Origin of the sequence: Vibrio sp. 10N (genome assembly GCF_036245475.1) — a bacterium.
Taxonomy (GTDB): Bacteria; Pseudomonadota; Gammaproteobacteria; order Enterobacterales; family Vibrionaceae; genus Vibrio.
Map to the genome: position 1 here is coordinate 3,101,167 of NZ_BTPM01000001.1, position 16,362 is coordinate 3,117,528.

Sequence of the window (16,362 nt, forward strand, 5' to 3'; positions counted from 1 at the left end):
CGCCATTGGACAGAGTTTAACGTCAGCCTCATATTCCCCGTAATCCTCATATCCCACGTCATCCTCATATATGGACTCCCGTTAGATTGCAACTAGAGGACAAAAATAAGTAGGAAGCATGCGCATATTCGGGCTCTTATTGAGTAGCGAACTCTGCCCCTTGATGTTTTCGCACCCTAATGCCACTTCGCGAAAAAGGTACCTGGTACCATGAGGATGATCTGGCTCGTTAGGGTCGGTCTTACCTGTTTTCGTCTTACTCTTGGTTGTAATCTAAATAGGGGTTTTAAACTGGCTCGGGTAATTGGTATGGTTGGTGGTGATTAAGCATCGACCATGCCGTTCTGACTGTTTTGTTAGCAAGAGCAACAGCCGCTCTTCGGAGCCCTGCTCTTTCTATCAGGCCTTTAACCCAAGCCTCTTTTGTTGTTTTAGGCTCCCTTCGGTCGACAGCACGAACAAAAGCGAGAGCACCTTGAATCAAATTAGCTCGTATTCGTTTACAGGCGTATTTTTTGCCTATACCTAAAAGCACAGTCTTGCCGCCAGTGCTGTACTGTTTTGGCGTTAGGCCAATGCACGCAGAAGCTTCACGGCCATTTTTGAAGTTGCCGCCGTCTTCACCTATGGATAGATACAAGGCTAATGCGTTGACATTACCTACGCCCTCAAGAGCAGATAGAGCACGACATTCAGGTTGTTGTTGAATCTCATTGTTGAGTTGTTTTACAACCTTTTCTTTCCTTGCTGTAAGGTCTTGGTACAGCCAATACATTGTCGATATTTGCTCTCTGACAATATCTGGTAGGCCATTTTCTGCATCTTCTAAGACGAAAGGAACTTGCTTTCCAAAAGCGGACGTTCCGCGTGGAATATCAACCCCAAACTCGGCAATAAGTGCTCTAATCATGTTGCTTGTAGCAGTGATTGTATCGACCAAGTGCTGTCTCATCTTGTCGATGGATTGAAGTGACTGCGCCCTGACAGATTTGACCGCAATAAAGTGGACATTAGGCTGTTTAGCTGCGACAGCAATGGCCATTGCATCATTCTTGTCTGTTTTTTGATTCGAGCGGAATGGGGATACATTCTTTGGTGCGATTAAGATAACTTCATGCCCTAAAGACTGACAAAAACGCCCCCAAAAATGGGAAGTGCCGCAGGACTCCATGACGACAGTACAAGGCGGCTGTTTAGCTAGCCAAGATTTTAGTTTGGCTTTACTGAACGCCTTCTCGGTGGCGACATGATTGCCAATCAGCTTACAAACTTGAAATGAGTTCTTTGCTAAATCAATCGCAATGATCGTAGACTTATTCATGTATGGACTCCTAAAGATTATGGTTTGGTCACCAGTAATTTTAGCTCCCTCTTGAGGGAGGGAGTCCATACATCGCGAAAGTGAGGATCTTCATCCACGAATACCACGGTCAAATTGTGTGAGCCACTCACCACACGAGATCCCTTTTTTCAGGAGATTACGAAAGTACTGCTTTGAGCGCAGCGTATACTAATAACCCAAATAGACGTCATTCTCACGAAAGTGAGGATCTTCATCCACGAATATCACGGTCAAATTGTGTGAGCCACTCACCACACGAGATCCCCTTTTTCAAGGAGATGGCGAAAGTACTGCATTGAGCGCAGCGTACACTAATAACCAAAATAGACGTCATCCTCACGAAAGTGAGGATCTTCACCCGCTAGTACCGCGGTCAAATTGTGTGAGTCACTTGCCGCACGAGGTCCCCTTTTTCAAGGGGATGACGTCTGTTATCTAATGTTGTAAAGACTACTTCAACACCGTCTCAAGCGCCTTCAGACAAAGCGCGACATTCTCTCTTCTCGCGCCGTAGCCCATCAAACCAATACGCCATGCTTTTCCAGCGAGCGCACCAAGGCCAGCACCAATCTCAAGGTTGTACTCTTCTAACAGCTGCGCTCTTACTGCGGCATCATCTACGCCTTCTGGAAGATAGACGGCATTAAGTTGCGGTAGACGACTTTGCTCTTCAACAACAAAACTCAGACCTAGGTTTTCGAGCCCTTCACGTAGCAACATATGCATGTCTTTATGGCGCTGCCATGCATTCTCTAGCCCTTCGTTTTTCAAAAGCACCAACGACTCATGAAGCGCGTAAAGGCTGTTTACTGGCGCAGTGTGGTGATAACTACGCTTACCCTCCCCGCTCCAATAACCTAGTACTAGGCTCTGATCCAAGAACCAACTCTGAACTGGTGCTTGTCGGGACTTAATCACTTCAATGGCTGCTGGAGACAGGGTGACTGGTGACAAACCAGGAACACAAGAGAGGCACTTTTGGCTACCAGAGTAAACGGCATCCAACTGCCACTCGTCTACCAATAACGGAACACCACCTAGTGAGGTCACTGCATCCACAATAGATAGCATGTTGTGCTGCTTAGCCAGCGCACCTAGCGCTTTAGCATCACTCACCGCTCCGGTAGAGGTTTCAGCATGCACAAATGCGAGGATCTTCGCATCAGGATGTTCAGCTATCGCCTGTTCGACTTTAGTGACCGAAGCCGGTGCACCCCACTCATCATCCACCACAATCGCCTCGCCGCCACAGCGAACCACGTTCTCACGCATGCGCTCACCAAACACACCATTGCGGCACACGATAACCTTATCACCTGGCTCGACTAGGTTTACAAAGCAAGTTTCCATACCGGCACTACCAGGGGCAGAGACCGCAATTGTAAATTCATTTTCTGTTTGGAATGCGTATTTCAGCAGCGCTTTGAGCTCATCCATCATCCCGATAAAAAGTGGGTCAAGGTGACCTATTGTTGGGCGGCTCAATGCTTGCAATACTTGCGGATAGATATCAGATGGGCCAGGTCCCATTAGAGTTCGGTGAGGGGGCACAAAGCTTGAAATGGTCATGGGCAGTTATCCTATTAGGTTATTGTAGTTGTTGGGAAAAACATCACGTTGGACGTTAATGCCATCTACAATGGCGAAAAAACAACATTTTTGCAACATCCAACCACTCAAGTTTTTCATGTGAAATGCATAAACATCCATTGACTTTTGGCACGCAAAAACGTTGAATAAACACACTATCTGTAGCCAATCGTTTTCATTGACGTTCTCGATGCTACAGCGGAAGAGGAGCACTGCCCAGGCAAGTGATTTGTGAAGCCGCAACTTCAATACAATTCACTCATGGGGAGCAGTGCCGAGATGAACTAAAATTGTCGGATTTAGTTTGTCGGTTAAACGGGCTGAATCCCTTTAACTGTCACCAAGATTTGGTGAAGAGCTTCTGAGGTCTATTCTAATTATTCAGATTCCTCTGCTCTATTTCTCTCTTCAAACATCGGATGTTGGGTTACCAACCTTAAACTTTAAACTGGAAGTCCTGGAGAAACACTGTGAGCGCATTCAATGTAGCTAAATTTGGCGGAACAAGCGTCGCCAACTTCGAAGCCATGAGCCGTTGTGCCGAAATCGTCGAAAATAACCCGCAAACCAAATTGGTAGTAAGCAGCGCTTGTTCAGGCGTGACCAATATCTTGGTTGAACTTGCAAACGGCGTTAAAGACGAAGCTCGTCGTGCTGAGCTGATTCGCAAGCTTCGCGATATCCACACCGACATTATGTCAAAGCTCAATGACGTCAGCTCTATTGAAGCACGTGTTGATGCTTTGATTGAAAAGGTAGCAACACTTTCAGAAGCAGCTTGCATTGCGGCTACTCCAAAGCTTACCGATCACCTAGTGGCCTGTGGCGAGCGAATGTCCACGCACATCCTTACTCGCTTAATGCAAGAGCGTGGTGTCGATGCAGTGCGTTTTGATATTCGTGAAGCGCTTAAAACTGACAGTGATTACGGTAAAGCAGAACCAAACATCGAAGCGACCAAAGCAGCGGCTAGCGAGAAGCTGGTTCCTCTTTGCAAGCAACATGTTGTCGTTACACAGGGCTTTATTGGCTCTGATGAAGATGGCGAGACTACCACGCTAGGCCGTGGCGGTAGTGATTACAGCGCAGCACTGATTGCTGAAGCCGTAGAAGCTGCAGGTCTTGAAATCTGGACAGATGTACCAGGTATCTACACCACGGATCCACGTATTGCACCAAATGCTCGTCCAATCCCAGAGATCAGCTTTAGTGAAGCGTCTGAAATGGCTAACTTCGGTGCCAAGATCCTGCACCCTTCAACACTACTACCTGCACTGCGTCATCAAATCCCAGTTTTTGTAGGTTCATCTAAAGCACCACAAGAAGGTGGCACTTGGGTAAGACAAACCGTAGAGAGCGCACCTCTGTTCCGCGCATTAGCGCTACGTAACAACCAAACTATGGTCACGCTACGTAACCCTCGAATGTTCCAGGCGTATGGTTTCTTAGCAAACGTATTTACTGTACTTGCTAAGCACAAGATCTCTGTTGACCTAGTGACGACTTCTGAAGTCAGTGTTTCTCTAACACTTGACCAAACTGACACAGGTGGAGGCGCACCAGAGCTCCCACTTGAAGCACAGCAAGAGCTAGAGCAACTTTGTACTGTTGAAGTCAAACAAGGGCTTAGCCTTATCGCGCTTATTGGTAACCAGATGAGTGAAACCAAAGGTTCAGCAGCGGAAGTATTCGATACACTAGACAGCTTCAATATCCGTATGATTTGCTACGGAGCAAGCCCTCACAACCTTTGCTTCCTTCTAGACGAAGGTGAAGCGAAGGATGCAGTAAAGGCGCTGCACGAAGACTTGTTTGAGTAGGCGATAAGCATTGAACAAAGGCGGTAGAAATACCGCCTTTTTTGCATCTATGGGATGGCAGATGATAGAACTTCAAAAAGCATAGACGTAAAAAAGCCCCAGTCATTCGACGGGGACGCCTAGTCTAGGGCTTAGTATAAGTGGCGGAATGGCGGGGGTTGCCATCAACTGGGACTCGACTCCCTTGAAAAGGGAGCTACCAAATTTTAGATAATAAAAAACCCGACGCTTTCGCATCGGGTTCTCTAATAAGTGGCGGAGTGGCTGGGGTTGCATCCAACCGGGACTCGACTTCCTTGAAAAGGAAGCAACCAAACTCTAGATAATAAAAAACCCGACGCTTTCGCATCGGGTTCTCTAATAAGTGGCGGAGTGGCTGGGGTTGCATCCAACCGGGACTCGACTTCCTTGAAAAGGAAGCAACCAAACTCTAGATAATAAAAAACCCGACGCTTTCGCATCGGGTTCTCTAATAAGTGGCGGAGTGGACGGGACTCGAACCCGCGACCCCCGGCGTGACAGGCCGGTATTCTAACCAACTGAACTACCACTCCGCAGTGGCAAACACGTTCTACAACGTGGTTCCTTAATTTAAAGCCTGGCGATGTCCTACTCTCACATGGGGAAGCCCCACACTACCATCGGCGCTATTGCGTTTCACTTCTGAGTTCGGCATGGGATCAGGTGGGTCCACAACGCTATGGTCGCCAAGCAAATTCTGCTTTGGTTTTCAGCTTTTCAAAAAAGCTAAAAGCCAAAATATCTGGAAAGCTGTTAATGTGTTCTCTTACACATTCAATTTGTTCTTGCTTTGAGTCCATCAAAACCCTTTGGGTGTTGTATGGTTAAGCCTCACGGGCAATTAGTACAGGTTAGCTCAACGCCTCACAACGCTTACACACCCTGCCTATCAACGTTCTAGTCTCGAACAACCCTTTAGGACACTTAAAGTGCCAGGGAAGACTCATCTCAGGGCTCGCTTCCCGCTTAGATGCTTTCAGCGGTTATCGATTCCGAACTTAGCTACCGGGCAATGCGTCTGGCGACACAACCCGAACACCAGAGGTTCGTCCACTCCGGTCCTCTCGTACTAGGAGCAGCCCCCTTCAATCTTCCAACGCCCACGGCAGATAGGGACCGAACTGTCTCACGACGTTCTAAACCCAGCTCGCGTACCACTTTAAATGGCGAACAGCCATACCCTTGGGACCGACTTCAGCCCCAGGATGTGATGAGCCGACATCGAGGTGCCAAACACCGCCGTCGATATGAACTCTTGGGCGGTATCAGCCTGTTATCCCCGGAGTACCTTTTATCCGTTGAGCGATGGCCCTTCCATTCAGAACCACCGGATCACTATGACCTGCTTTCGCACCTGCTCGAATTGTCATTCTCGCAGTCAAGCGGGCTTATGCCATTGCACTAACCTCACGATGTCCAACCGTGATTAGCCCACCTTCGTGCTCCTCCGTTACTCTTTGGGAGGAGACCGCCCCAGTCAAACTACCCACCAGGCACTGTCCTCATCCCCGATTAGGGGACCAAGTTAGAACATCAACACTACAAGGGTGGTATTTCAAGGACGGCTCCACTAATACTGGCGTACTAGTTTCAAAGCCTCCCACCTATCCTACACATGTAGGGTCAATGTTCAGTGCCAAGCTGTAGTAAAGGTTCACGGGGTCTTTCCGTCTAGCCGCGGGTACACTGCATCTTCACAGCGATTTCAATTTCACTGAGTCTCGGGTGGAGACAGCGTGGCCATCATTACGCCATTCGTGCAGGTCGGAACTTACCCGACAAGGAATTTCGCTACCTTAGGACCGTTATAGTTACGGCCGCCGTTTACCGGGGCTTCGATCAAGAGCTTCGACCTAAGTCTAACCCCATCAATTAACCTTCCGGCACCGGGCAGGCGTCACACCGTATACGTCATCTTACGATTTTGCACAGTGCTGTGTTTTTAATAAACAGTTGCAGCCACCTGGTATCTGCGACTCCCCATAGCTCCATCCGCAAGGGACTTCACCGCGAGGAGCGTACCTTCTCCCGAAGTTACGGTACCATTTTGCCTAGTTCCTTCACCCGAGTTCTCTCAAGCGCCTTGGTATTCTCTACCCGACCACCTGTGTCGGTTTGGGGTACGATTCCTTACAATCTGAAGCTTAGAGGCTTTTCCTGGAAGCATGGCATCAATGACTTCACTACCGTAGTAGCTCGACATCGTGTCTCAGCCTTAAAAAGAGCCGGATTTACCTAACTCTTAAGCCTACGCACTTGAACCTGGACAACCGTCGCCAGGCCCACCTAGCCTTCTCCGTCCCCCCATCGCAATTGTAAGAAGTACGGGAATATTAACCCGTTTCCCATCGACTACGCCTTTCGGCCTCGCCTTAGGGGTCGACTCACCCTGCCCCGATTAACGTTGGACAGGAACCCTTGGTCTTCCGGCGAGGAGGTTTTTCACCCCCTTTATCGTTACTCATGTCAGCATTCGCACTTCTGATACCTCCAGCAAACCTTACAGTCCACCTTCAACGGCTTACAGAACGCTCCCCTACCCAATACATAAATGCATTGCCGCAGCTTCGGTGTATAGCTTAGCCCCGTTACATCTTCCGCGCAGGCCGACTCGACTAGTGAGCTATTACGCTTTCTTTAAATGATGGCTGCTTCTAAGCCAACATCCTAGCTGTCTAAGCCTTCCCACATCGTTTCCCACTTAGCTATACTTTGGGACCTTAGCTGGCGGTCTGGGTTGTTTCCCTCTCCACGACGGACGTTAGCACCCGCCGTGTGTCTCCCGGATAGTACTTACTGGTATTCGGAGTTTGCAAAGGGTTGGTAAGTCGGGATGACCCCCTAGCCTTAACAGTGCTCTACCCCCAGTAGTATTCGTCCGAGGCTCTACCTAAATAGATTTCGGGGAGAACCAGCTATCTCCAGGTTTGATTGGCCTTTCACCCCTAGCCACAAGTCATCCGCTAATTTTTCAACATTAGTCGGTTCGGTCCTCCAGTTGATGTTACTCAACCTTCAACCTGCCCATGGCTAGATCACCTGGTTTCGGGTCTATATCCAGAGACTGAACGCCCAGTTAAGACTCGGTTTCCCTACGGCTCCCCTAAACGGTTAACCTTGCCACTGAATATAAGTCGCTGACCCATTATACAAAAGGTACGCAGTCACACCACGAAGGTGCTCCTACTGCTTGTACGTACACGGTTTCAGGTTCTATTTCACTCCCCTCACAGGGGTTCTTTTCGCCTTTCCCTCACGGTACTGGTTCACTATCGGTCAGTCAGTAGTATTTAGCCTTGGAGGATGGTCCCCCCATATTCAGACAGGATATCACGTGTCCCGCCCTACTCGATTTCACTGATGATGAGATGTCGGTTACGGGGCTATCACCCTGTATCGCGGCACTTTCCAGAGCCTTCACCTGTCTCATTAAAAGCTTAAGGGCTAATCCAATTTCGCTCGCCGCTACTTTCGGAATCTCGGTTGATTTCTCTTCCTCGGGGTACTTAGATGTTTCAGTTCCCCCGGTTCGCCTCGCTGAGCTATGTATTCACTCAGCGATAACTGCTTATGCAGTTGGGTTTCCCCATTCAGGAATCTCAGACTCAAAGGTTATTACTACCTAATCTGAGCTTATCGCAAGTTATTACGCCTTTCATCGCCTCTGACTGCCAAGGCATCCACCGTGTACGCTTAGTCACTTAACCATACAACCCCAAAGGGTCTTTGTTACGTAACCAAAGTTGTCTGCATTTTTATACATGTGCAGACTCGATTTTGCCGGACTCAAATATGAATCACTTTCGTGATTCCCAAGAACACTTGAATGTGTGTTGGTACCTAAATGATTAAATCATCTAGGATTTGAGAACTTTTAATTGAATAACATTAATCAAATGTTATTCGTCAGCTTTCCAAATTTTTAAAGAGCTAATCACTTCGTAATGAAGTAACCATTTTTAAGAATTCTCGATAGAGAAAACGCTTAAAGATGGTATCCCGTAGGGGAGTCGAACCCCTGTTACCGCCGTGAAAGGGCGGTGTCCTAGGCCTCTAGACGAACGGGACACGGTGTCTTAAATCTATAAACCAATCAATCTGTGTGAACACTCATCGCAATAATCTTTCGTATAAGGAGGTGATCCAGCCCCAGGTTCCCCTAGGGCTACCTTGTTACGACTTCACCCCAGTCATGAACCACAAAGTGGTGAGCGTCCTCCCGAAGGTTAAACTACCCACTTCTTTTGCAGCCCACTCCCATGGTGTGACGGGCGGTGTGTACAAGGCCCGGGAACGTATTCACCGTGGCATTCTGATCCACGATTACTAGCGATTCCGACTTCATGGAGTCGAGTTGCAGACTCCAATCCGGACTACGACGCACTTTTTGGGATTCGCTCACTTTCGCAAGTTGGCCGCCCTCTGTATGCGCCATTGTAGCACGTGTGTAGCCCTACTCGTAAGGGCCATGATGACTTGACGTCGTCCCCACCTTCCTCCGGTTTATCACCGGCAGTCTCCCTGGAGTTCCCGACATTACTCGCTGGCAAACAAGGATAAGGGTTGCGCTCGTTGCGGGACTTAACCCAACATTTCACAACACGAGCTGACGACAGCCATGCAGCACCTGTCTCAGAGTTCCCGAAGGCACCAAAGCATCTCTGCTAAGTTCTCTGGATGTCAAGAGTAGGTAAGGTTCTTCGCGTTGCATCGAATTAAACCACATGCTCCACCGCTTGTGCGGGCCCCCGTCAATTCATTTGAGTTTTAATCTTGCGACCGTACTCCCCAGGCGGTCTACTTAACGCGTTAGCTCCGAAAGCCACGGCTCAAGGCCACAACCTCCAAGTAGACATCGTTTACGGCGTGGACTACCAGGGTATCTAATCCTGTTTGCTCCCCACGCTTTCGCATCTGAGTGTCAGTATCTGTCCAGGGGGCCGCCTTCGCCACCGGTATTCCTTCAGATCTCTACGCATTTCACCGCTACACCTGAAATTCTACCCCCCTCTACAGTACTCTAGTCAGCCAGTTTCAAATGCAGTTCCGAGGTTGAGCCCCGGGCTTTCACATCTGACTTAACTAACCACCTGCATGCGCTTTACGCCCAGTAATTCCGATTAACGCTCGCACCCTCCGTATTACCGCGGCTGCTGGCACGGAGTTAGCCGGTGCTTCTTCTGCAGCTAACGTCAAATGATGCCGCTATTAACGACACCACCTTCCTCACTGCTGAAAGTGCTTTACAACCCGAAGGCCTTCTTCACACACGCGGCATGGCTGCATCAGGCTTGCGCCCATTGTGCAATATTCCCCACTGCTGCCTCCCGTAGGAGTCTGGACCGTGTCTCAGTTCCAGTGTGGCTGATCATCCTCTCAGACCAGCTAGGGATCGTCGCCTTGGTGAGCCATTACCTCACCAACTAGCTAATCCCACCTGGGCATATCCTGACGCGAGAGGCCTAAAAGGTCCCCCTCTTTGAGACCAATTCCGAAGAACCGGGCTATTATGCGGTATTAGCCATCGTTTCCAATGGTTATCCCCCACATCAGGGCAATTTCCCAGGCATTACTCACCCGTCCGCCGCTCGACGCCGTTAACGTCCCCCGAAGGTTCAGTTAACTCGTTTCCGCTCGACTTGCATGTGTTAGGCCTGCCGCCAGCGTTCAATCTGAGCCATGATCAAACTCTTCAATTTAAGATTTTGTCGGCTCAATGAATACTGAACATTGCTCTTGCTAATAAATAGCATAAGTAATGTTTGAATTGACTGTGCTGAATCTTTCGATTCAATGGTCACTTCGTTTCATTGAAACCTAATTTGATACCGAAGTATCTAACTTGATTATCATCAACGAGTGCCCACACAGATTGATAGGTCTATATTTTTAAAGAACATCTCTTCAATCGTTCGCTACTGCGTTTCGCTTGAAGAGGCGGCCATTCTAGCGAGAAAATCTTTTGTGTCAAACACTTTTTTTTATTTTTTCTAAAATAAAAACCAGATTTTCTTTTTGGCTAATTGCCGCTCTGATTTGGCCTTCGAAGCGTTGCCGCCTCTGCCGTGTCAGTGGAAGCGCATTATAGAGATGCCCGATAACTTGGCAAGCGTTTTTTCAAGTTTTTTTAAAAAAACAGCTCATATGCAGAAAAAATAGCCGAAGTGCTCTAAAAGTATCACTTATACCCTTATTTAAGTGCGGCTAATGACACTGTTACCTTCCTGAATTCGAGGCTCGACGCTCAACTGGCCTTGTTCACTATTCTTGGTTTTGAGTTGAGTATTAAGAAGAAGTACCGCCTCATGAGCCATATCACTGATAGGGAATTCGATGGTCGTCACCTGAGGATAAAGACCACGGCAGCTATTCACACTGTCATAGCTAACGATAGAGATATCTTCAGGGCACCGTATTTGGTGCTCATAGCAGTATTTCATTATCCCACGCGTCATCTCTTCACCCGTTGAGAACAGAGCGGTCGGTCTTTGCTCTTGGTTCATAAGTACAGCCATCGCCGCATAACCACTATCTAGCTCGTAATCTCCCTCAACAATATAACTTGGATTAAGCTCCACCCCATTCTCGGCCATGGCATCTTTATATCCTGCGAGACGAACTTGACTACTCACCCTACCTAGCGGGCCAGTTACACAAGCGACCTGTGTATGCCCACGCTCTAGCAAATGACGTGTAGCCATCGCTGAGGCAAGCTGATGATCAAAAGTCACACACTGTTGTTTGATCTCTTCTATATAGCGGTCGAGAAGCACAAAAGGTGTTTGGGTCTTTGATAGCGCAATCAACTCCTGGTCACTCAAATAACGACTATGCAATATAAAGCCGTCACAGCGCAGGTCTTTAAACTTGTCGATCGCCTTCTTTTCACCTTCAGCACTATGATGTCCTTGTGCAGTCAGTAAGAACTTGTTCTGCACATCCAGTTCCAATTGAACCTGATTCATCATTTGACCGAAAAAGCCACCAGTGTAATAGGTCACCATTAAACCAATCATATTGGAGTGTGATTTCGCCAACGAGCGAGCTATCGCACTGGGACGATAGTCGAGTGCGGCCATTGCCTTTTCGACTTTGCGTTTCGTATCGGCTCGAAAACTACCTTCACCATTAATGATCCGTGAGACTGTGGAGCGGTTGACACCCGCCAATGCAGCAACTTCCTTAATACTCGCCATTGACTATGCTTCCTTGAATGTTGTGAAAATGAATCGCTGCACTCAATACTACGGAACCGAGTGAGGTAGGGAAAGAAGTAACCATGAGCGCAAGGTGAATTTTTGGGAACGCACTCATGGTTATCGATAAAAGTATCGACTAAATAACAGCACTGTAACGGGTTAGCTCGACCTGATGATCTTGCAAATGTTGTTTCAACTCGCGTGAACTTAGAACGTCAAGTTCCAACTCTCTTTTTTCAAGGTACGAACTCATCGATGCCAGTTCATCATCCACAATGGCGGGATGACACATCACTTCGACCACATCATAACGCTCTGACCAAATAGAGAGTTGCGACTTGAGCCAGTCCAGCGAAATATTGTCATCATAAAAGCCATCACTAAACTGATAGCCGGTAATGGTTGGTGTTGCACGGTAAGGAATATCAAACTCATGGCTTAGCCTAGCCACGACCTTACCGATAACAGGATGGAAGTGAACATGGTGATGGCTGTCTAAGTGGCTAAGGGGAACACCATAACTCATAAAACGTTCAATTTGAGCATGGAACTCATCATAAATAGACGCTTCATGCACTGGCTTTAGCTGTGCCATGAGTGCGTCATATTTAGGAAAGCTCCCCTCTGGCGTTACAATAGGAAAGTGTGAAGATAATGGCCTACCTGCGGTAAGGCGCAAGTGAATGCCCACACTCAGGTTTGGTGCTGATAATAAACGCGCCAAAGCATCCTGCTCTCCAGGCATGCCCACCATCATAGTCGTAGACGTCACCACCCCATTAAGATGACTGGCTATAATCCCTTCATTCACCGCTTGGCATAACCCGTAGTCGTCAGCATTAAAAATTATCTTCACATCATTTCCTTCTCTATGACTTCACAGAGCCTCATTTAACTCATTGCAATACAAACTGAGGTAAGTGATCTCTATTTTGCTCAAGGATGTCATCAAGCAATACCTTTGCGACTTGTATATCACCCACCAAAGGATGAGTGGCAAGTGCCAATAGTGCTTGCTCCTTATCTCCGTTCACAGCCGCCTCCACTGTCAGCATTTCATAGCTTTTCACTCGGGTGATCAAACTCTCAACGAAATGTGGCAGTGGATCCACAGCGAGTGGCGTTGCTCCGTTATTACCAATCACTGCGGAACACTCAATGACCGCGTCCTCTGGCAATGCACTGATCACGCCAGCGTTCCTGACGTTGACCACATGAATGTCATTGCGGTTATTATGAATAGCATCAACGAGATTCAGGGATGCATCCGAATAATAAGCGCCACCACGTTCTTCAAGCTCTTTCGGCTTACTGTCTAAAGATTCTTGCTTATATAACTCAAACAGAGCCGCTTCCGTTGCCATTACTTGCGTTGCGCGGCTGCCCTTATCTTTAAAGGACAATTGCTCCTCTGCCAACATCGCTTCTGTTTGATAGTAATAACGATGATAAGGACAAGGGACCACACCTAAAGCATTCAAAAAGTCAGGATCCCAAGGCTCTTCAAAAATGTTCTTCATCGAGAAGTTAGCGCCGTCGCCGACTTTTTCCAGTAGCTCTTTAGTGACCTCTTGACCATTGAGGTATGCGCTGGTTACCCAAACAAGATGATTAAGGCCTGCATACTTCATTTGTAAAGCACTTGGCTCACAATCGAGCATCTCTGAGGCCATCATTTGCATCGATACTGGAACGTTACACAATCCAATAGTCTTCACTTTACTGTACTTTTGAATCGCTTCAGTAACCAGACCGGCAGGGTTGGTGAAGTTTAACATCCACGCATTCGGAGCAAGCTCTTCAATATCTCTACAAATATCAAGAACAACAGGGATAGTACGCAGCGCTTTGGCGAAGCCACCTGCCCCTGTCGTTTCTTGCCCAATTCGATTGTATTTCAGAGGAATCGCCTCATCGCGCTGGCGAGCTTTGAGCCCCCCTACGCGAAATTGCGTCATAACAAAATCCGCCCCCTGTATCGCCTTTCTTCTATCTAACGTTTGAGAAACCACGATATCGGCTTTAGCCTTGGCCACCATGCGCTGAGTAAGCGCGGTAATAATCTCTAATTTTTCTTTACCAGCCTCGATATCCGTCAAACAGATTTCACGAACGGGTAACGAGTCTTGACGAAGTAAAATGCCCTCAATTAGCTCTGGGGTATAGCTGCTGCCCCCGCCAATCACGGCTATTTTAAGTGATTGCGCTGTCATAGGATCACTCCTGTACCAATGCTTTTCTTAGCTCCACCAACTCTGTTGCGAGCTCATGGGCAAGAATGGTAGTCATCAGGTGATCTTGGGCGTGTACCATTACTAACGTCATGGGTACCTTACCCTCACCTTGATCCAACTCAATGAGCTGAGTCTGAATCAAGTGTGCTTTGTTCAAGCACTCTTTTGCCTTTGCAAGCGACGCATCTGCGGCGGTTAAGTCTTGCTTTCTTGCTGCCTGAAGCGCTTCAAAGCACAAGCTTCTTGCCTCACCTGCGTTGCAGATGATCTCCATCACTACCAATTCTTGGTCCATGATATTCTCCTCAATATGACTTAATCGTTATGCGGTTGCCGCTTTGCCCGGCTGCGCTACTTCGTTCTCTTGTTTTGGCTGCTCTTGCTCAAGCAATTGCTTCTCAAACATCTTGAAGAACGGTAAGTAAATAAATAGGTCAATGACCAATAGCGCCAACACCAGAAGAACCGGTGATAGTGTCCAGCCCGAGCCCCACGATGCACCGATAAGCGCTGGTGCAGTCCAAGGCGTTGTGGCAACACCCATTCCAACTAAGCCTGCGTGCACGGCAAAGTACGCAATCGTCGCGTTGATAACTGGCGTGAACACAAATGGAATAAACAAAATTGGGTTGAGTACGACAGGGCTACCAAAAATAACCGGCTCGTTAATTTGGAAGAAGCCTGGTACGACACTCATGCGCCCTAAGCTCTTTAAGTGAATGGAGCGGCTAAACATCATGAGTAGCACAAGAGCGAAGGTTGCGCCGGAACCACCAATGAAGATATAGAAATCCCAGAACGGCTGAGTAAAGATGTTTTGTACAGGCTCTCCTGCAACAAATGCATCGATGTTAGCACTGATATTAGTTAGGAAAATTGGTGACAGCAGGCCAACAACAATCGCTGCCCCATGGATACCAGCAAACCAAAGAAGCTGACAAACCAACAAAGCACCAATGATGGCTGGCAGTGTGTTCGATGCGCTGACCAATGGTTTGAACATTGCCATTACCGCATCTGGGATCAGCATGTCATATTGCGTTTGGACAAAGATACTCAGCGGGTACAAGGTAAAGAACACAGCCAAGACTGGCAGTAGTACTTCAAATGAGCGCGCAATCGCTGGAGGCACCTGCTCTGGCATTCGAATGGTAATGTTGTGCTTTTTCATGAAGCGATACAGCTCCACGGCAAAAAACGCACAAATCACGGCGGTAAAAATACCGGTTCCGCCCATGTGGCCTGTCGGTAAACCACCATCCTTTGCGGGTGCCGCCACCAGCAAGAAACTCATCAAAGAGAGCGTAGCACTGGTGATTCCATCCATTTTGTAGGACTTCGCAAGGCTATAGGCGACCCCAAGAGAGACGAAAATCGTCATGATGCCCATCGACATACTGAATGGCATCATAATGGTGTCAAAATGTGTGGTGGCAAAATCTAACCAAATTCGGCCAAAACTATTGGTGGTGTCTTCAGAAAATGGGGGAAAAGCAAAAACAAGTAAAAAACTACCGACAATAATAAATGGCATAGCAACAATAAAACCATCTCGCATTGCACGAACATGAGGTTGATTACCGACTTTTGCTGCTATTGGCGCGATGTGCTTTTCGACGACATTTATAATCGCATCATAAAGCTTCATAACATATTCCTTTATTTCACGTTGATGTTATTAATTGACTAATCTATTAGGGCTAGCGCTTGATCTAATACTTCTGCCCCCTTCATCATTCCGTAGTCTTGTGGTGATATCGCATCGATATTTTTACCATGTTCAGTGGCAACTTTTCTTAACTCTTCTAACTGAAACCTCACCTGAGGCCCCAGTAGACATACATCGTATTCACCAATCGCGTCGTTAAAGTCTGATACAGACTTAGCTTGGATATCACACTCGATCCCACGACTTTCCGCCGATTGTTGCATTTTTTTCACTAGCATACTGGTCGACATTCCAGCGCTGCAGCAAAGTAATATTTTTTTCATAAAGCCTCCATAACAGTGACAAAACAACAGTAACAAAAACAACATTAACATTAAAGCGCAACCGGTTGCGTTTTTAATTGAAATGGATCGCAAAAAATAAAACCACTACTAATTTGGGTTTATTTTTGTGGCTAAATTAATATCGATTTTTGGAAAGAAGTATT

The 16,362-nt window shown here is 47.5% G+C and carries 9 protein-coding genes, 2 tRNA genes, 3 rRNA genes and 1 riboswitch; of the genes, 1 reads left to right on the forward strand and 13 read right to left on the reverse strand.

Annotated elements, in window-relative coordinates; genetic code table 11:
• Positions 1–286: 286 nt before the first annotated feature.
• Entirely contained in the window at positions 287–1,321 is a 1,035-nt protein-coding gene (locus AAA946_RS14430) for an IS110 family transposase (protein WP_338165443.1), read from the reverse strand.
• Between the two features lie 471 nt (positions 1,322–1,792).
• Positions 1,793–2,911, reverse strand: coding sequence for a pyridoxal-phosphate-dependent aminotransferase family protein (locus tag AAA946_RS14435; protein WP_338165444.1), 1,119 nt, complete (start codon positions 2,909–2,911; stop codon positions 1,793–1,795).
• A gap of 215 nt (positions 2,912–3,126) precedes the next feature.
• Positions 3,127–3,301: riboswitch (Lysine riboswitch) on the forward strand.
• A 101-nt stretch (positions 3,302–3,402) separates the two neighbouring features.
• Here AAA946_RS14435 and lysC point away from each other — a divergent pair.
• A complete protein-coding gene (lysC, locus tag AAA946_RS14440; RefSeq protein ID WP_338165445.1) occupies positions 3,403–4,752 on the forward strand; it encodes a lysine-sensitive aspartokinase 3 in 1,350 nt (449 codons plus the stop codon).
• 477 nt (positions 4,753–5,229) lie between these two features.
• Here the strand turns inward: lysC and AAA946_RS14445 are convergent.
• The 11 genes from AAA946_RS14445 to AAA946_RS14495 form a co-directional block, all read right to left on the reverse strand.
• Positions 5,230–5,306: transfer RNA gene (locus AAA946_RS14445), tRNA-Asp, on the reverse strand.
• A gap of 42 nt (positions 5,307–5,348) precedes the next feature.
• A 5S ribosomal RNA gene (gene rrf, locus AAA946_RS14450) occupies positions 5,349–5,464 on the reverse strand.
• Positions 5,465–5,593: 129 nt separating this feature from the next.
• Positions 5,594–8,480 (reverse strand): 23S ribosomal RNA (locus AAA946_RS14455).
• A 285-nt stretch (positions 8,481–8,765) separates the two neighbouring features.
• Positions 8,766–8,841 (reverse strand) — tRNA-Glu (locus tag AAA946_RS14460).
• A gap of 63 nt (positions 8,842–8,904) precedes the next feature.
• A 16S ribosomal RNA gene (locus tag AAA946_RS14465) occupies positions 8,905–10,472 on the reverse strand.
• The 16S, 23S and 5S rRNA genes sit together here with 2 tRNA genes alongside, the layout of an rRNA operon.
• 495 nt (positions 10,473–10,967) lie before the next feature.
• Positions 10,968–11,969, reverse strand: coding sequence for a LacI family DNA-binding transcriptional regulator (locus AAA946_RS14470; protein ID WP_338165446.1), 1,002 nt, complete (start codon positions 11,967–11,969; stop codon positions 10,968–10,970).
• Between the two features lie 139 nt (positions 11,970–12,108).
• Positions 12,109–12,828, reverse strand: coding sequence for a chitin disaccharide deacetylase (gene chbG / locus AAA946_RS14475; RefSeq protein ID WP_338165447.1), 720 nt, complete (start codon positions 12,826–12,828; stop codon positions 12,109–12,111).
• A 40-nt stretch (positions 12,829–12,868) separates the two neighbouring features.
• Positions 12,869–14,185 (reverse strand): 6-phospho-beta-glucosidase, encoded by a 1,317-nt coding sequence (locus tag AAA946_RS14480; protein ID WP_338165448.1) that lies wholly within the window; start codon positions 14,183–14,185, stop codon positions 12,869–12,871.
• Between the two features lie 4 nt (positions 14,186–14,189).
• A complete protein-coding gene (locus AAA946_RS14485; RefSeq protein ID WP_338165449.1) occupies positions 14,190–14,501 on the reverse strand; it encodes a PTS lactose/cellobiose transporter subunit IIA in 312 nt (103 codons plus the stop codon).
• A gap of 27 nt (positions 14,502–14,528) precedes the next feature.
• Positions 14,529–15,854 carry a PTS sugar transporter subunit IIC gene (locus AAA946_RS14490; RefSeq protein ID WP_338165450.1) on the reverse strand — a complete coding sequence of 442 codons (1,326 nt, stop codon included), beginning with the start codon at positions 15,852–15,854 and terminating at the stop codon, positions 14,529–14,531.
• Positions 15,855–15,892: 38 nt separating this feature from the next.
• On the reverse strand, positions 15,893–16,198 hold the full coding sequence (locus AAA946_RS14495; RefSeq protein ID WP_338165451.1) for a PTS sugar transporter subunit IIB: 306 nt from the start codon (positions 16,196–16,198) through the stop codon (positions 15,893–15,895).
• Between the last annotated feature and the right edge of the window lie 164 nt (positions 16,199–16,362).

What these genes read in the sequence shown, in the direction of transcription:
- AAA946_RS14435 (WP_338165444.1), bottom strand. Translation starts at nt 2,911, where the DNA reads ATGACCATTTCAAGCTTTGTGCCCCCTCACCGAACTCTAATGGGACCT.
- AAA946_RS14490 (WP_338165450.1), bottom strand. Translation starts at nt 15,854, where the DNA reads ATGAAGCTTTATGATGCGATTATAAATGTCGTCGAAAAGCACATCGCG.
- AAA946_RS14480 (WP_338165448.1), bottom strand. Translation starts at nt 14,185, where the DNA reads ATGACAGCGCAATCACTTAAAATAGCCGTGATTGGCGGGGGCAGCAGC.
- AAA946_RS14485 (WP_338165449.1), bottom strand. Translation starts at nt 14,501, where the DNA reads ATGGACCAAGAATTGGTAGTGATGGAGATCATCTGCAACGCAGGTGAG.
- AAA946_RS14495 (WP_338165451.1), bottom strand. Translation starts at nt 16,198, where the DNA reads ATGAAAAAAATATTACTTTGCTGCAGCGCTGGAATGTCGACCAGTATG.
- AAA946_RS14430 (WP_338165443.1), bottom strand. Translation starts at nt 1,321, where the DNA reads ATGAATAAGTCTACGATCATTGCGATTGATTTAGCAAAGAACTCATTT.
- AAA946_RS14470 (WP_338165446.1), bottom strand. Translation starts at nt 11,969, where the DNA reads ATGGCGAGTATTAAGGAAGTTGCTGCATTGGCGGGTGTCAACCGCTCC.